Genomic DNA, 15,955 nt, shown 5'->3' on the forward strand with positions numbered 1-15,955 from the left:
TTGATATAAACTATTTCGATCATTCCTTACGAACAATCTGGCTATTAACCTCAATTTCCTGTAACAAGCCCGGCGAATTTACGGAACTGCTAAAACTCTTATCAGTATTGACCTGGGATATTTTGGTTAGATCAATATTAGTCTGATCCAGTTGCTTAAAGAGGTCGTTAATCTGTTTTAGATGTGAATTAAACAGTTTTACCTTATTGTTAAACGTGTCAATTTTATAGTTATTAGCAACGGCTGATACTTCTTTTGACGTGTCGGCAGCCTCAAAGCTATAAGGTGATAAATTGTTTATTGTAGTTTCGATTGGTAATAGCGAAGGAGTAACGTCTTTAGGATCAAGCGCCTGGAGGGTTAATCGTACAGGATCAGGATTATAAGCTACCAGACTCTTATATTCATCAAAAATGTCATTGACAATTTTATGCTGGTTAGCATAAGTATCAGCGATGATCTTATTCTTTATGCTATTTTTAAATCCATTAAATAATAATGAAGTAAAATCGTAAGCTTTGGTTCGAAGAACGGCGCCCTGTACTGAGTAGTAATTGCTAAACGTTTTATTCTTTGTATACATAACCCCAAGGCTAGTACTGAAAACCTGGGTTGGTGTGCTTAACGAAAAATCTGTCTCATTTCCGAAATTGTAATATTGTTTGCCGTAAACTTCCAGGTTGTCAATTCGCTCATACGATGACAGAAAATAAAGCCTGAACCTTTGGTATTCTTTGTCGGGGTTATCGATCTGTGCATAACAGTTCTGTAAAAAATCCAGCACAGCTTTATCATTAAATATCTGGTATATGTTAGCAGTCGGTGTCGGTTTCCACCTTATCAAGGAAAGTTTCGCCTTAAATTCAAGTTCTGCAGTATTGTTCACTCTTAAGGAATCAAACATTTTAGCGACAAAATAAGCAACCTGCGCATTTGCCATTCCTCTGCGATCCTTGTTCACCATGGCATCCAGGCTGTCTTGAATAGTGAGATAGTTTTCACTGCTGTTCCAAAAAGACGGTTCTAACGGAGGCAGCAATAACCGATTAGTTTTAATGTCGACAAAGATAAAAGTACCAAGAGGATAAATATTTTGAAAGTTCTTTTCCAGCATGGAAAGGCTGCTCATTGACGATGAGTCCATTTTTAGCAAAAAATTAAGGACTTTATTGTGCTCCAGTTTAACACTTAACCCTTCCAGCGATTCAAAGTTTGTAGTCTGTTTTATCGGTATGATGATTGGTATAGTTATGATTTTATCTACGCTTTGTTCTAGCTCTGTAAAATCTTTCTTTATGGTAACAGAAGTTTGATCTTCAGAGTCTTGTCCGTAAAAAGAAATTGTGTCCCCTTTACTCACCGATACATCTTTTATTTTTTCTTCACCAGGTTTCAGCTTTAATAGTGCCTTCAATTTAAAATTACCCGAATTTTTACTGATCTTATAAAAAACAGCAATATCTGTTTTTGAGGTGTTCTTTATCTTAAATTTAAACCCATGGGCAAAAGACAGCGATGGGAAAAACATCGCCAAAATCGCAAGTTTAGTTACACAGATGTTCGGCTTTTTTACAAAAAGACGGTTAGTCGCTGCGGATATATTGCCAGGCTGATTTATGGATAAAGTTGACCGGATAATCTTGAACAAGTATGTAAGCATGTTATTAATTTTAATTAATTAAAGGATAGTTTCGGCGTCCAAATGCTGCATATTTGGTTATTAGCAATATTTAGTAACCTGTAGTTGGAATAATCACTGTGGCATTCTCATATTCAATATATATTAAAACAACGCTGCTTTTTTGGGAACATTACTTCGTTTAAACGAAAATGCTTAGTCCCGAACAGAAAATCCTATAAAAACTGCTACTCAGATTTTTCATATGAAGAATCAGAGTAGCAGGTCTGTCTCAAGACAAATTTTTATTGTTTTGTCTTGATTTCAACACGGCGGTTTAATTCCTTGCCCGCCTCTGTACTATTATCCGCTACCGGATTTCGTGTACCGAAGCCTTTCGTTTTTATATTATTAGCGCTTACGCCTGCATTAACTAAATAAGTTTTAACTGCATTTGCCCTATCTTTTGACAATCTCAAATTATGTTCCTTCGTCCCTTCAATAGAGGCATACCCGTTTAAGACATACGTAGAATTAGGGTCCAACTTCATTTGAGATGCTACCTGATCCAAAGTACTATAGGAGGATGTTCTTAAAACGCTTGAATCAAACTCAAATTGGATTTTAACCTCATTTATATTTAAATCCGGGTTTTTAACAGGAACTACCGCCGGTTTTGTTGCTTCTACAGGTTTGGGCTTTGGTGGGTCAACCGGTGCAGGTTTAGGAGTTTCTACTGGCGGGGCAGACTTCTGGATTAACTTTTTGGGTTTGCATGCCTGCAACGTAATTACTGCGAATAAAATCATAATGGGCGCGAAACGAGATCTTATAAATTTCATAATTGATTAATTTTAATTGTGATGAAAATTTCAATATGTTAATATTCTTAACCAGGCGGGAAAAGCCGGAGACTTATGGTGTTTGGGAAATAATCATGAGGTGAATAAAATCAGTAACCAGATCGGATTGGTTGACAGCTAAACCCTGTTAAAATTCCAGAACAGGGAGCCTAACTACAATGTCTGATTAGTAATTACAAAGTCACCTATTCTGATTCCTTTAAATCAGAATAGGTTTTATAAACCTCAGTCGTGGGTCTAATCAAATTCTCAGCTTGCAGAAAAAAAGGAAGGAGTAACGATGATTATAATGTATTTTGGAATTGGGCGAAATTATTCTGGGCTTTATATTAAAAAAAACAAGCCCGCTTAAAACAAAAAGAACAATAATAGCAACGGACTTGCTTGAATTGAGCAAATCGTCATCAATGATGGATTTATCGGTGATTATATTAAAACTTACTGCATCACCTTTCGGTTCTATAGATTGTCTTCTGATTATAGGCGCCGAATGAATTGATAATTTAGAAATTGCTGATGTAGAATGAGGAATCAAAAGAATATTAGTCAAGGCAAATAACAGGTAAATAATCAATAAAATCGCCACTTGATGTTTGAAAAAATCATTTGATCGAAGATTACTCATTGTTTTGGAGTCGCGCTTGCAGAAAACATGCAAAAATATGTAAAAATTTATTTTCAAACTGTGTGAAAGTAAAAAAATAGACATATTCATTTATCTTATAATTGACTTTTAATTTAGACATTCCTTAGCAAGGGGAGTTTCACCTTGAACGGTGCTTAAAGGTTAACGTTCAACTGCAATAGGTCTAATAAATCCTAACTTTGGCGAAAACTGATAATAAGAAAGTGGATAAAGGTTAAGAAACCAAACAGACATATATTCAGAGCAATTGTTGAAAGCGGATTTATAATTTTCCTAATTCTATTCCGATTTGTTAATGGGAGAGTATGATAAATGGGCAATGGGCAAAAGCGGGGTTCTCTTAGTGCATTAGGCGCTATTCTTACTATTATCAACTTTATTATAGGTTTATTTTCGGCAATAATTGGATATGTTGTATTCGTATTTGTTAAGTTTGAATATTACATATGCAAAGATAATTTCTTTGTTATAAGTATAGTTTTGACAAAAAGCTTCCAAACAGCGAGTGTAAGGGGTTTTTAATTTTCAATAAATCTTTTATAACTGCTCTTTTATACCTTTGCTCGCAATTGACAGCAATTATACTGCTCTCACTCTTCGCAATTCCAGACCGGACTAACACGATTATCCCGTGAAATGGATGGAAACACAATGGTTAATTATTTTTTTCTCAACGCCTTGCAGAGGTATCAGATTAATAATTACCAACTTTTTGTGTTACCTGCGTGTTGCCTGAAACAAAAAAGGCTCTACGAAATTTCGTAAAGCCTTGATTATCAAGTGTGGAGAATATCGGAGTCGAACCGATGACCTCTTGCATGCCATGCAAGCGCTCTAGCCAGCTGAGCTAATCCCCCTCTTTGAGTTTGCAGTTATCTGTTTGCAGCTTGCAAATTTAAATGCTAACTGTAAATTGAAACTGCCAACTGACTTCCGTTGCGGATGGCAAAAGTAAGAAAAAGAATATTAGTACAAAATTATAATCATTTATCCGTTTGATTGCAGTTAAAGTAAGAGAATACTCATTTACTTTATTATCCTATCAAATATTATGTCAAGATAAATTTTAATGACAGATTTTTTCAGTATAAGTAAAATATTTTTAAAAAAATTGCCTTTTGGGCAAATCAATTAACCCTGCAAAATCGTATATTTATTCTTTAAGCGCTTAATAAGTAAATAATTATGACGGTTATGTAAATTTTCTATGGCTATTGTAATCATAAATAAGGAAGCTTTTTATATTTTAAAGCGTCCTTTTCAAGGAAAATACATCTTTTACACATCCGACCTGTTTTTTATTCTGCTTGCCTTTATTTATCTGGATACTTCCCAAATTAAGTATAAGGTATCGTCAGAGATCATCCTTAATAATTCACTTCAATCAGCAGAATTGGTAGCAGAAGATCTGAAATCAAAAATGCTCGTTCAAAAGGCCATCAGTAAGTTGCCGTTTGAAGTAAATTACTATAAAGAAAGCTCGCCCCAAAAGGAAATATACGGGGACTCTCTGCCGGTTAAATTGATATTAAACAGACACGAGCGGATTACATACACCAATGATTTGATCATTAAAAGTTTAAGCAGTCATTCATTCAGTATAGAGCATCAGGATACGATCCAGTTTTATGAAATAAATGAACGCGTTAACCGCTATTATGGAAAATTCAGAGTGGTTCGTGGCCCGGCATTTACTCCACATTTTCAAACGGCTATAGTCAGACTGAATGAGCCTGTTGATATGCTCGAATATTATTACAACAACCTTGTTATTGAGCCCGATGAAAGTAATAAGACAGTTGCTTTAAGCATATTGGTAAACAATGCACAAAAGGGGCAAGACTTTCTATATAAACTGCTTGAATTTTACAGTAAAAGCAATAATATTCATGCGCTAAATAAAAAAACAAACTATAGCGATAGTATTAACGTTTTGACGCAAAAACTGGAGCTTTTGGAAGCCGGGACTAAGCAATCATCAGCATTGAACGGCCCGAAGCTTAGCCCTCAGCAACTAAAAACGCTCGAAATTATTAAAACTTACCTGCAAGAGCCTCTAAACCAATTTGAACAGGTGCCTTATACTGAAGACGTACAAAGCGGGGGTTTAAGAGATGACCTGGATGGATATAATAAAATGCAATTTGAAGTGCAACGATTGCTTGTGCAGACTAAAATAGATGATCTGGAGATATCAAATATTGATAAACAAATTAGCATTCTTAAGGCAAGTATTTTAAGTTCTATATATCGCTTGCAGAATGATAAGGTAGCGCCAAATACGCAGCCTGACAAAGCAACGGAAAGACATCTTAGAGCTGAAATATTAAAATATCAACGCGCTCAAAATGCGGCGATTATAAATTCAGGCAATATCAGAATAATTGAAAAACCAGAGGATAATATAGAAGAAATAGCTCCTAATGCTTTTTTAGTTTATGGTCTTGCCTTGTTACTTGGCCTTTTGATACCAAGGTTATTTACTTTAATTAATAACCAGAACGCTTCAATCGTGCATTGGCAATGGTTCAACAAACAGCCATTTGGTGATAAACTCAAAATGTTGTTTAGGGTAAGGCAAATAGACTAAATAAATATATAAAAATTAACCTCTTAAAATAAGTAAAGCCCCTGATGGGCAGGGGCCTTTACTAACCAATTATAAACCTAAATTATGAGAAGACTTTGTTATAAATTTTATAGTGTAAAAGTAACACTATTAATTGAAATGTAAACAATACATTTGTAATTTTTTTGTCACTCTTTAAATTAACACTTGTTAACATTGAATTTACATTAAATAAACAATCAAATAGGTATTAATTATATAAAATTAGATTGTTAAATCTGTGTGTTTAATGTTGACGATGTAAAAGTAGCTAAAAAAATAATAAAAGCAACATAATTTTTAACAAAATAAGTAAAAAGATAAAAATCTATCTAAAAAACAGTCAAAATATTGCATTATTTACTCTTTTGGTTCATCTTTTAATAATGTAATCTTATTTTTTAACAATAGTTAGTATCCAAAAGCAGAAAATTACATGTTTTATTAAAAAATAAATTTTTCGGCAGTGTTTTGTGATAAAAAATGTACTAAAACTGACAGTAAATTATTTTTTGCTATTTAAATTGATCTAATCAGGCGATTTTGACTATGTTTTGATCAAAATCACTAGTAAAACGTAGATTTCTGAAAATATTACTTTCTATAAACATCTTTATTGGGAAGCTTTTTCACTTTTGCCAAAGAAATTAAAGTGCAGCTTCCTATGACTTCCGCTGAAATGACTTATGCTGAAAAACGCATTCATCCCGAACTAACCACGTCCCTTTTATGGATAATGGCCATTGCAACTGGTCTTATCGTTGCCAACCTGTATTATAATCAGCCTTTATTAGATGATATGGCCCGGACATACCATGTAAGTAATAGCAAAGTTGGACAGGTAGCAATGTTTACACAATTGGGTTACGCTGCTGGCATGCTTTTTTTAGCTCCGCTTGCAGATATGGTTCGGCGAAAACGACTAATCATGCTTTGCCTTGCTCTGGCAACAATATCGTTATTGTTTACTGCCATATCTCCCAATATTAACTTGTTAATATTGGCCAGTTTTTTGGTAGGAATATTTTCCTTGATCCCGCAGTTGCTTATTCCCATGACAGCACATTTGGCTAAACCGGAAGAGCGTGGAAGTAAAATAGGCTTTGTGATGAGTGGATTGTTGCTGGGTATTTTGCTTTCGCGTACAATCGGTGGGGTAATAGACAGCTATTTTGGCTGGCGTGCTATGTTCTATATTGCAGCCGGTATTATGGTAATTATATGGTTGCTGTTATTTTTCCTGCTGCCCGAAGTGGAACCCGAATATAAAGGGACTTATAAAGCTTTAATGCGGTCACTATTAACTTTAATAAAACACGAACCGGCATTACGATTTGCCGCAATAAGAGGAGCTTTGTGCTTTGCTTGTTTTAGTGCCTTTTGGGCTACATTGGTGTTTTTATTTAGTCAGAATTTTAAGATATTATTCCCATCAGCTCACATTTTTAATAACATAACGCTTACACCAAGTTTAGCTGCGGGCTTATTTGGGCTGATTGGTGCATTTGGCGCAATAGCTGCCAGTGTAATGGGACGGTTAAGTGATAAAATGGACGCCTTTAAGCTTTCTACCTATACTTTGTTGCTGATAGTCGTATCATTTGTTGTTTTTATCTTTTCCGGTAACAGCATACCAGGGCTTATCATTGGTGTAATTGTTTTAGATATGGGTGTGCAGGCAACGCATATTTCTAACCAGTCTTTAATTTTTGCATTACATGCAGGGGCGCGAAATCGCATCAATACGGTTTATATGGTGTCCTATTTTATCGGTGGCGGGATAGGTACTTTCCTGGCCAGTATTGCCTGGGGTTTACATGGCTGGGTTGGCGTATGTGTAACGGGCATTATTTTATCTGGCATTGCAGTTATCGTTCATCTGCTTAACCATAAGATTGTACAAAAAATCAGGCGCAGTGTATAGATAATTGACTATTCCGGAAACGATATTTCGCGGAACCCTGATTTTGTTATCCATTGGCTTATTTTTCTTAAACCAACCTAAATAGCTGATTGTCTTACTGATTTTCGTTGTGGCAATTTATGTTTAACGGTATTATTGAAAATTGTGGCATCAAATTGGGACTGTGCTCATCACGATATGGAAGTTAAAAAGAAAAAGGCATCCGAAAGCGAAGAACAGGAGTGGGCAGACCCGCTAAATCCTGAAAACCCCTCTGACGAGCGCGACAAGGAACAAATTGTGCGGCAGTATAAAGAGGCAAAAAGGCGGAAGGATAATCTTACCGAAAAGGACCATATCGACAAAGAACCAAAGACAGACTAATTACGTATAATAAGTACACACCCTAAAACAATTTTTATGAAAACTCATAAAACAACCTCAGTTACCAAGTTATTAGCTCGTTTTGATAATGAGTTGAAGACGCTTTTAATTCATGATCTTAATACTATAAAAGGCATAAAACGTCAGATACTAAGCAATCACCAGGTACGGTTACAAGTTCGTTAACCGTTTCCTGATCTATATATATACATCTATCTATTAAATCTTCTACAAACCTATGAAAACGGTAAAGCTTCATTTATTCCCTAACCGGGATAAAGGAAGCTTTATTTTTTTGAGGCATATTGGATAATCAATCCGGCTGTTTTTTCTGATGCGCCGGGTTTGCCCATTTTAACATGCAGCTTTTTATAGTTATCCAGCATTTTTTCACGATAGACTTTATCATTCAGGATTAGATTTAATTCCTCATTGATCTTTTGGGGATTGCAATCCTGCTGTATCAGCTCTTTCACTACACCATCATCCATAATTAAATTCACCAGCGATATAAACCTGATTTTTACTAATGCCCTGGCTATATTTATGCTGATTGGATTTCCTTTATAGACTACTATTTGAGGTACGCTAAATAAAGCAGTCTCCAATGTAGCAGTGCCTGAAGCTACAATAGCAGCATGTGCATTGTTTAGCAGATCATAAGTACTATTAAATACAACTTTTATACCTCTATCGGTTATAAATTGATCATAATAAGAGCTATCAAATGAAGGTGCACCCGCTATTACAAATTGGTAATCCGGCCAATTTTTAGCTACCGCGATCATATCGGGCAGTAATCTGCTGATTTCCTGCCTTCGGCTGCCCGGTAAAAGTGCTATGATCTTTTTATCATTGAGTTGATGATGCTGACGAAAATCAGCATCCGGTTTAAACGCTGCAACCGCATCTAATAAAGGATTGCCTACATAATCAACCTGCATGCCCCATTCTTTATAAAAATCCACCTCAAATGGCAGTATGCAAAACAGATGATCGACTATGCGTTTTATTTTTAATACCCGTTTTTGGTTCCATGCCCATACTTTGGGCGAAATATAATAGCAAACTAAAAAGCCGCTGGCTTTGGCAAACTCCGCTATTTTTAAATTAAACCCGGGAAAATCGATCAATATCAATACATCCGGCTGCCATGCTGCTATATCATTTTTGCATGATTTCAGGTTTTTTATGATCGCGCGCAAATTGATCACCACCTCCGCGAAACCCATGAAGGCCATGTCGGCATAATGTTTTACCAGTTCACCACCTTCAGCAAGCATCAGATCGCCACCGAAAAAACGGAACTCCGCTTTTGGGTCTTTTTCTTTTAATGCTTTCATTAGGTTGGCTCCGTGCAGATCGCCGGAGGCTTCACCGGCTACCAAATAATACTTCATTTTACAATGATAGTAAGTATAATTTCAAAAGTCCAGGAGGGAAATTATAAATAAACATTTTGATGAACGAACTAAGCCATCTAACTTAGATTCTATCATGGTCGAAATAGGAATAGTTAATAATAGAAAAGTTTTTTACCAGAAATATGATAAGAATATTTCATGGGGTGACGATTTCTCTAATGGAAATTGGTTAGTATTTGCCATTGTTTCTAATAGAAAGAAAACCGAGCTATTTGAAATTTCTAAGGAACTAATTGATAATAACTTATGCTATGCTTGTTGCACAGGGGAGCAAGGTGAGTTATTGCATGATATTATTGATGATAATATCGTAGCTAGAGAAATAGAAAGGGGATATCCATCATCTGTTGATATAATAACGACCTGGCATGCAGACGTTGAAAATGGGTTGTGGTTTTCGATATATGCTGCTAACAATGAGCAAATGCAAATCGATACTATCATATGTTTGGATGCCAACGGCAGCGATTTAGAAGGTGATATATCAAATTTATTGGGAATGTTCAAACAAGGGTATCTTCCGGCTGACGAATAGTTTAAATATTAAACTTCCAGTTGTTAATTATTGGTATAGCATGGTGGGCCGTCATATCAAACTGCACCGGCACTACGGAAACATAGTTGTTTTCTAAAGCCCAAACATCAGTTTCTTCTCCGGTATCATTTAGTTGGAAAACGCCCGTGAGCCAGTAATAGGGGCGTTTATGCGGATCCATACGTTCATCAAATTCTTCAGCCCATTTGGCATTGGCTTGGCGACATATTTTGATACCTTTGATATCCTTAGTATTCGGGAAATTTACATTGAGCAGTGTTGCAGCAGGCAAACCATTTTGCAGAACCTGCAGGGCTATCTCCTTTACATATTTTAAGCAATGACTAAAATCAGCCTGTAAGGTATAATCATCCAGCGAAAAACCGATAGACGGTATACCTTCAATAGCCCCCTCAACAGCTGCTGACATGGTGCCGGAGTAAAGGATATTAATAGAATTATTCAGTCCGTGATTAATCCCTGATACACACAGATCTGGCTTTTTGCCTTTAAGTACTTTGTTTACGGCCAGCTTAACACAATCAACCGGAGTGCCCGAGCAGCGATAGCTTTCAATGCCCTCGTAAATCTCAACCTTGTCCAGCCGCAACGGACTGCCTATAGTGATTGCATGCCCCATACCTGATTGTGGACTATCCGGCGCTACTACAACCACATTGCCGATTTCTTTCATCGTATCCATTAAGGCTTTGATCCCGGGAGCGGTAATGCCGTCGTCATTAACAACAAGTATAGTAGGTTTGGCGTTTTTCATTTGGGTCAAAATTAGTTATATTTGATTATGCTTATTGCTGAAAAGAAAAAATATACCGTTGATGACTATATGATGATGGAGGAAGGTGCGCCTTTTCAGCTAATTAACTATGATCTGATTATGTCGCCATCACCAACACCGATTCATCAAGCTATTTGTATAAGACTTTCTCAGATAATCCTGAATTTTTTGGATAGTACTGATAATGGTGGTGTCGCATTTGCCGCCCCAATGGACGTAAAATTTGATGATGGCAATGTATTGCAACCTGATGTGCTTTATATCTCAGAACAAAGAAGATCAGAGCTTGTAAAAGATAGGATTGAAGGCGCCCCAGATTTGGTTATTGAGGTGCTTTCTCCATCAAATGCATACTACGACTTAAGGCAAAAAAAAGACATTTATCAAAAATACGGAGTAAAGGAATACATCATTGTTGACCCTATTGCCCTAAATTCCGAGTTATATATTTTGCAGGATGGCGTATATCAATTACATCAAAAAGCTGAAAAAACAGAACAATTACAATCAGTATTGTTGCCCGGTTTAAGTTTTGATCTCAGTAAGATCTTCGCATAAAGAAACAAACCTCTAAATAATTCTTTTCACTCCCGGTATCAATACAATTATTGAAGCCAGCAAGAAACTCCCGATTGCAGCTAACGGAGCACAGACGCCAAAATACTGATAAAGTTACAGGTAAACTAAAAAGCCCCGGTTTCCCGAGGCTTCTGTTCTTTTATAAGCTATTGATCCATTTTACCAGATCATCCCGGCTTTTACCGGTCTTTTTCTGGAGTTTTCCCAACAACTCATCGTCTTTTCCTTCTTCGCGGACCAGGTCGTCATCGGTCAGGTCGCCGTAGGCTTGTTTTATTTTCCCTTTCAACTCGTTCCAGCCGCCTTTGATTTGTAATTTATCCATGATGTTTTTTGTTAGATGTTAGCTTAATAACATTTAGAACATCATTTAGGTTTTGGATTAATTTTCGGCTGATTTGTGTTTATATCGTTTTAGTACAGTTCTAGCCATATTTTGATCAGGCCAAATCTCTATTAAATAATGGTCATCGCCTTCATCTTCATCAGTGTCAACACCATCTAAAGCCATTGAGTAAACCCTAACCCGATAATTCCCGGGTTCTATCAGAACGCTAAGAGCAATTTCACTATTAGGGCAATCAATTATCTGCAAAAGCCCTGAACTGATTTTGATTCCACCTTCCACTATGTGGTCGTATTTGCTAAAATCAATTTCTTTTGTTGGGCTATTTAATAGCTGAAGTTCAGCTTTGACATGACCATAGGATTCTATTCCAACTCCTAAAACCCACTCTTCTATCGCGAGTCTATCCTGAAATGCATCGTTCGTCCAAAAATTAGCTGACGCAGTGTCCCCGTTTTTTGTCCCATCTACAATATAAAACTGATTATAAGCGGTATTAAAATCAAGCTGATATTTCATCCCAGTCTATAAATGACTACAACGCCCCCGCCTTTATCTCCTCAACTACAGCCGGATCAAGCAGGGTAGAAGTATCGCCCAAATTAGAAGTATCGCCTTCAGCTATTTTACGCAAGATACGGCGCATGATCTTGCCCGAACGTGTTTTTGGTAGCCCGGTCACAAACTGAATTTTATCAGGCTTGGCGATGGCGCCAATGATGCGCGTAACAGTCATCATAATATCCTTGCGGGTCAGTTCTTCATCGCCATGCTTATTGGGGCTCACCACAAAAGCATATACGCCTTGCCCTTTTATATCATGCGAATAACCCACCACAGCCGATTCAACCACACTACTATGCATGTTGATGGCATTTTCCACTTCGGCAGTACCAATACGGTGACCAGATACATTCAGTACATCATCCACACGCCCTGTGATGCGGTAATAACCATTTTCATCGCGAAGACTACCATCGCCGGTAAAATATTTACCGGGATACGTCGCGAAGTACGTAGTGCGGCAACGCTCATGGTCGCCATACGTGGTGCGCAGCATGCCTGGCCATGGGAATTTAATACACAGATTACCACTTACATTTGATCCTTCAATTTCGACCCCGTTTTCGTCTACCAATACCGGCTGTACACCCGGAAGCGGCAACGACGCGTAACTCGGTTTGGTTTTAGTAACCCCTGCAATAGGAGATATCATAAAACCACCCGTTTCTGTTTGCCACCAGGTATCCACAATAGGGCAATTGCCATGACCGATCTTTTCATCAAACCAATGCCATGCCTCCTCATTGATAGGCTCGCCAACAGAGCCTAATTTTTTTAGTGAGCTTAAATCTTTAGATTTTACCACGTCATCACCAAAACTCATTAATGAGCGGATAGCAGTAGGTGCAGTATATAGAATATTTACTTTGAATTTTTCAACGATGTCCCAAAAACGTCCCGGATTTGGGTAAGTAGGAATGCCTTCAAACAACACACATGTTGCTCCCTGTGATAAAGGTCCGTACACGATATAAGAGTGACCGGTTATCCAGCCGATATCTGCAGTGCAGAAATAAACTTCGCCTACATTATATTGAAAGGCATTAGAAAAAGTATACCCGGTATAAACCATATACCCGCCGCAAGTATGTACCACGCCTTTTGGTTTACCTGTTGAGCCCGAAGTATACAGGATGAAAAGCATATCCTCAGCATCCATCTCTTCAACCGGACATATCGTATTGCCCTGGGTTTCTACCTTCTTTATCTCATCTTCCCACCATACATCACGGCCCTTGATCATGGATATAGGGGTGCGGCTGCGGGTAAGTACAATTACTTTTTTTATCGACGGACATTGAACCAATGCATCATCTATAATTGATTTTAACTGAATTTCCTTATTTCCTCTGAAACCGCCATCAGCAGTGATCACGATATTGCAGGTAGCGTCTTTTATCCTGTCAGCAATGGATTGTGCCGAAAAGCCACCAAAAACTACAGAATGAATTGCTCCGATACGTGCACAGGCTAATACAGCAATAGCCAGTTCGGGCACCATTGGCATATAGATGCAAATGCGGTCGCCTTTTTTAGCGCCATTGTTCTTTAATACATTGGCAAACTGGCAAACTTTATCATGCAGCTGACGGTAGGTCAAAATACGGTGATCCTCTGTCGGATCATTTGGCTCCCAAATAATGGCAGGTTTATCGCCCAGTTTTTCCAGGTGACGGTCGAGGCAGTTTTCAGTAATATTCAGCTTTGCCCCCTGGAACCATTTTACCTTTGGCTCAGTAAAATTCCACTCCAGCACTTTATCCCAGGGTTTGCGCCATTGGAAGTTGCCGGCTATATCGGCCCAAAATTCTTCCGGTTGTTCTACGCTTTTCTGATAGGTTTTCTGGTACTCTTCAAAGGAAGTGATCTTCATTGTTGTGTTGTTTTGATAAATTTTGTTGTCGCTTAATGGTTGAACATTTCATAAAGCACAGCGGAATATCAAATAGTAAATTGGTGAGCGAAAATTAGCAATTTTCTTGTTAAAGGCTATATTAAATTTATATCTTTAAATATTGCCTTATCATCACATGCGAAACTTAAAGAAATTGTTATTACTGCTTTGCGCTTTCTGCTTTTTATCTTTTCGGCAGGATAAAATAAAACGAATTGTTATAGTTGCCTATCGGGAACCAGAGTTGATGTATGGCAACATAAAACAGGTAATAGAATTAAGGCCTGATAGGAAGGTTGAGGGAGATAAGCCACAATTGGTGCCTGATGATACCACCTTATTTAGCAAGGCGGGCGATCCAATCAGAACAAACTTTGGTGAAAAAGGCTATGCTGCTTCTTACGTAACATATTATACCAAATATGACAGCAGCCAAATACGTGTAGAAACTGCAGTTTATGTAGATTTAAAGAGTGTATATTATTTTGATAGCAATGGCCGCGTCACAAAAAGAGAAGAGCCCGGTCCCACACAGCCAATATCATTAGTCCTTTATCATTATAAATAATAGTCTTGGTGAATTAAGTAGTTACGAGGATTATGATTATTATAATGCTTTAAGGTCAAGGGTAAGTTTTGAATATGATTTCGACGGATTTTTAGCACAAAAAGTGTATCATCATGGTAACGATCACTGGAACGTGAATTATACATACTTATCTTTCGACCCAAAAGGTAATTGGACAAAGAGAATTGTAATGACCGATGGAGGTCACGCCGATACAGTTGAGCGCAAAATTACCTACTATTAACCCTCTCAAATCTTTTTCAAATTATTTTAAAAACACTGTTGAATATTTGACATTAAATCCTGATATTTGCAAACTCTTTCAAGAAAAGGGATTGAATTAAATCGATTGTCATGTCAAGAATTTGTGATTTAACAGGAAAGGCTTCACTGGTTGGTAATAACGTTTCTAACTCAAATGTTAAAACTAAACGCAGGTTTCACCCAAATTTAAAGCTGAAGAAGTTTTATATTCCTGAAGAAGATAAGTGGATTACTTTAAAAGTATCTACTTCTGCTGTGAAAACTATCAGCAAAAACGGTATAACTGCTTGTATCAACAAGTTTGTTAAAAAAGGATACATTTAGTAGTAGGTTATACGTTCAACGTTTTACGTAATACGTAAAGCATGTGCGCATAACTCATTTGAAAATAAACGTAAAACGTATCACGTAATACGTACAACAAAATAAGAAGATGGCAAAAAAAGGCAACAGGGTTCAGGTAATATTAGAGTGTACCGAGCATAAAGAAAGCGGACTGCCAGGCATGTCTCGTTACATTACTACCAAGAACAAGAAAAATACTACTGAAAGACTGGAATTGAAAAAATTCAACCCGGTTTTAAGAAAAGTAACAGTTCATAAAGAAATTAAATAAGTTATACGTCGGACGTTGTACGTTATACGTATGGCAATCGGCAAATACATTGTTTCAAAAAAACGTAGAACGTTCAACGTAATACGTAAAACGTAAATAACATGGCAAAGAAAGTAGTTGCAACCCTAAAAACAGGTAAAGGCAAAGAATATTCAAAAGTGATCACTATGGCTAAATCGCCAAAAACTGGTGCTTACTCATTTAAAGAAGTAATTGTACATAACGACCACGTTAAGGATGCGATTACTGCTGGTAAAGGTCAGTAATCTGATCTGAAAAATATTTAAAAGCCGTCTTGTTTCAACGAGAGGGCTTTTTTTATTAAATATGCAAATGTGCTGATATGC

17 protein-coding genes and 1 tRNA gene are annotated in these 15,955 nt (G+C 37.1%); 10 read left to right on the plus strand and 8 right to left on the minus strand.

Translation table 11 applies throughout. The features are described 5' to 3' along the window. Window positions 1-19: 19 nt before the first annotated feature. From ACPPVU_RS05770 to ACPPVU_RS05780, 3 genes are all read right to left on the minus strand, one after another. Window positions 20-1,660, minus strand: a complete 1,641-nt coding sequence (locus tag ACPPVU_RS05770) for a hypothetical protein (RefSeq protein WP_426670735.1) — start codon at window positions 1,658-1,660, stop codon at window positions 20-22. 263 nt (window positions 1,661-1,923) lie between these two features. Further along, entirely contained in the window at window positions 1,924-2,460 is a 537-nt protein-coding gene (locus ACPPVU_RS05775; RefSeq protein ID WP_426670736.1) for an OmpA family protein, read from the minus strand. Window positions 2,461-3,910: 1,450 nt separating this feature from the next. After that, window positions 3,911-3,984, minus strand: a tRNA-Ala gene (locus ACPPVU_RS05780). A 350-nt stretch (window positions 3,985-4,334) separates the two neighbouring features. Between ACPPVU_RS05780 and ACPPVU_RS05785 the strand changes: the two genes are divergently transcribed. The 4 genes from ACPPVU_RS05785 (at window position 4,335) to ACPPVU_RS05800 (ending at window position 8,208) form a co-directional block, all read left to right on the plus strand. Further along, window positions 4,335-5,717 carry a hypothetical protein gene (locus ACPPVU_RS05785; RefSeq protein ID WP_426670737.1) on the plus strand — a complete coding sequence of 461 codons (1,383 nt, stop codon included), beginning with the start codon at window positions 4,335-4,337 and terminating at the stop codon, window positions 5,715-5,717. A gap of 682 nt (window positions 5,718-6,399) precedes the next feature. Continuing rightward, the gene (locus ACPPVU_RS05790) at window positions 6,400-7,659 is read left to right on the plus strand and encodes an MFS transporter (RefSeq protein WP_426670738.1); all 1,260 of its coding nucleotides are present in this window, start codon (window positions 6,400-6,402) and stop codon (window positions 7,657-7,659) included. Between the two features lie 135 nt (window positions 7,660-7,794). Beyond that, window positions 7,795-8,022, plus strand: a complete 228-nt coding sequence (locus tag ACPPVU_RS05795) for a hypothetical protein (RefSeq protein WP_426670739.1) — start codon at window positions 7,795-7,797, stop codon at window positions 8,020-8,022. 36 nt (window positions 8,023-8,058) lie between these two features. Continuing rightward, window positions 8,059-8,208 (plus strand): hypothetical protein, encoded by a 150-nt coding sequence (locus tag ACPPVU_RS05800; RefSeq protein WP_426670740.1) that lies wholly within the window; start codon window positions 8,059-8,061, stop codon window positions 8,206-8,208. A 101-nt stretch (window positions 8,209-8,309) separates the two neighbouring features. Here the strand turns inward: ACPPVU_RS05800 and lpxB are convergent, their stop codons facing one another. After that, a complete protein-coding gene (gene lpxB / locus ACPPVU_RS05805) occupies window positions 8,310-9,422 on the minus strand; it encodes a lipid-A-disaccharide synthase (protein ID WP_426670741.1) in 1,113 nt (370 codons plus the stop codon). 97 nt (window positions 9,423-9,519) lie between these two features. Here lpxB and ACPPVU_RS05810 point away from each other — a divergent pair, with 97 nt between their 5' ends. Beyond that, the gene (locus tag ACPPVU_RS05810; protein WP_426670742.1) at window positions 9,520-9,981 is read left to right on the plus strand and encodes a DUF7684 family protein; all 462 of its coding nucleotides are present in this window, start codon (window positions 9,520-9,522) and stop codon (window positions 9,979-9,981) included. A 1-nt stretch (window position 9,982) separates the two neighbouring features. Here ACPPVU_RS05810 and surE read toward each other — a convergent pair whose 3' ends face one another. Then, window positions 9,983-10,756, minus strand: a complete 774-nt coding sequence (gene surE, locus ACPPVU_RS05815; RefSeq protein WP_426670743.1) for a 5'/3'-nucleotidase SurE — start codon at window positions 10,754-10,756, stop codon at window positions 9,983-9,985. A gap of 27 nt (window positions 10,757-10,783) precedes the next feature. Between surE and ACPPVU_RS05820 the strand changes: the two genes are divergently transcribed. After that, the gene (locus ACPPVU_RS05820; protein ID WP_426670744.1) at window positions 10,784-11,335 is read left to right on the plus strand and encodes a Uma2 family endonuclease; all 552 of its coding nucleotides are present in this window, start codon (window positions 10,784-10,786) and stop codon (window positions 11,333-11,335) included. Window positions 11,336-11,495: 160 nt separating this feature from the next. Here the strand turns inward: ACPPVU_RS05820 and ACPPVU_RS05825 are convergent, their stop codons facing one another. The 3 genes from ACPPVU_RS05825 to acs are packed head-to-tail and all read right to left on the minus strand — an operon-like array spanning window position 11,496 to window position 14,139. Then, window positions 11,496-11,681 carry a CsbD family protein gene (locus ACPPVU_RS05825; RefSeq protein WP_426670745.1) on the minus strand — a complete coding sequence of 62 codons (186 nt, stop codon included), beginning with the start codon at window positions 11,679-11,681 and terminating at the stop codon, window positions 11,496-11,498. Between the two features lie 57 nt (window positions 11,682-11,738). Continuing rightward, window positions 11,739-12,221, minus strand: coding sequence for a hypothetical protein (locus tag ACPPVU_RS05830; protein WP_426670746.1), 483 nt, complete (start codon window positions 12,219-12,221; stop codon window positions 11,739-11,741). A 16-nt stretch (window positions 12,222-12,237) separates the two neighbouring features. After that, complete coding sequence (gene acs, locus ACPPVU_RS05835; protein WP_426670747.1) at window positions 12,238-14,139, minus strand: acetate--CoA ligase; 1,902 nt, start codon at window positions 14,137-14,139, stop codon at window positions 12,238-12,240. A gap of 157 nt (window positions 14,140-14,296) precedes the next feature. Between acs and ACPPVU_RS05840 the strand changes: the two genes are divergently transcribed. The 4 genes from ACPPVU_RS05840 to ACPPVU_RS05855 all read left to right on the plus strand — a co-directional run bounded on the left by ACPPVU_RS05840 (window position 14,297) and on the right by ACPPVU_RS05855 (window position 15,874). Continuing rightward, on the plus strand, window positions 14,297-14,728 hold the full coding sequence (locus ACPPVU_RS05840; RefSeq protein ID WP_426670748.1) for a hypothetical protein: 432 nt from the start codon (window positions 14,297-14,299) through the stop codon (window positions 14,726-14,728). A 354-nt stretch (window positions 14,729-15,082) separates the two neighbouring features. Beyond that, window positions 15,083-15,316 (plus strand): 50S ribosomal protein L28, encoded by a 234-nt coding sequence (gene rpmB, locus ACPPVU_RS05845; RefSeq protein WP_096355826.1) that lies wholly within the window; start codon window positions 15,083-15,085, stop codon window positions 15,314-15,316. Between the two features lie 109 nt (window positions 15,317-15,425). Next, window positions 15,426-15,608, plus strand: coding sequence for a 50S ribosomal protein L33 (rpmG, locus tag ACPPVU_RS05850; RefSeq protein WP_002998409.1), 183 nt, complete (start codon window positions 15,426-15,428; stop codon window positions 15,606-15,608). Window positions 15,609-15,709: 101 nt separating this feature from the next. Beyond that, on the plus strand, window positions 15,710-15,874 hold the full coding sequence (locus tag ACPPVU_RS05855) for a DUF4295 domain-containing protein (protein WP_426670749.1): 165 nt from the start codon (window positions 15,710-15,712) through the stop codon (window positions 15,872-15,874). Window positions 15,875-15,955: the final 81 nt, after the last annotated feature.

Source organism: Mucilaginibacter sp. McL0603 (assembly GCF_049992945.1).
Classification (GTDB): domain Bacteria; phylum Bacteroidota; class Bacteroidia; order Sphingobacteriales; family Sphingobacteriaceae; genus Mucilaginibacter.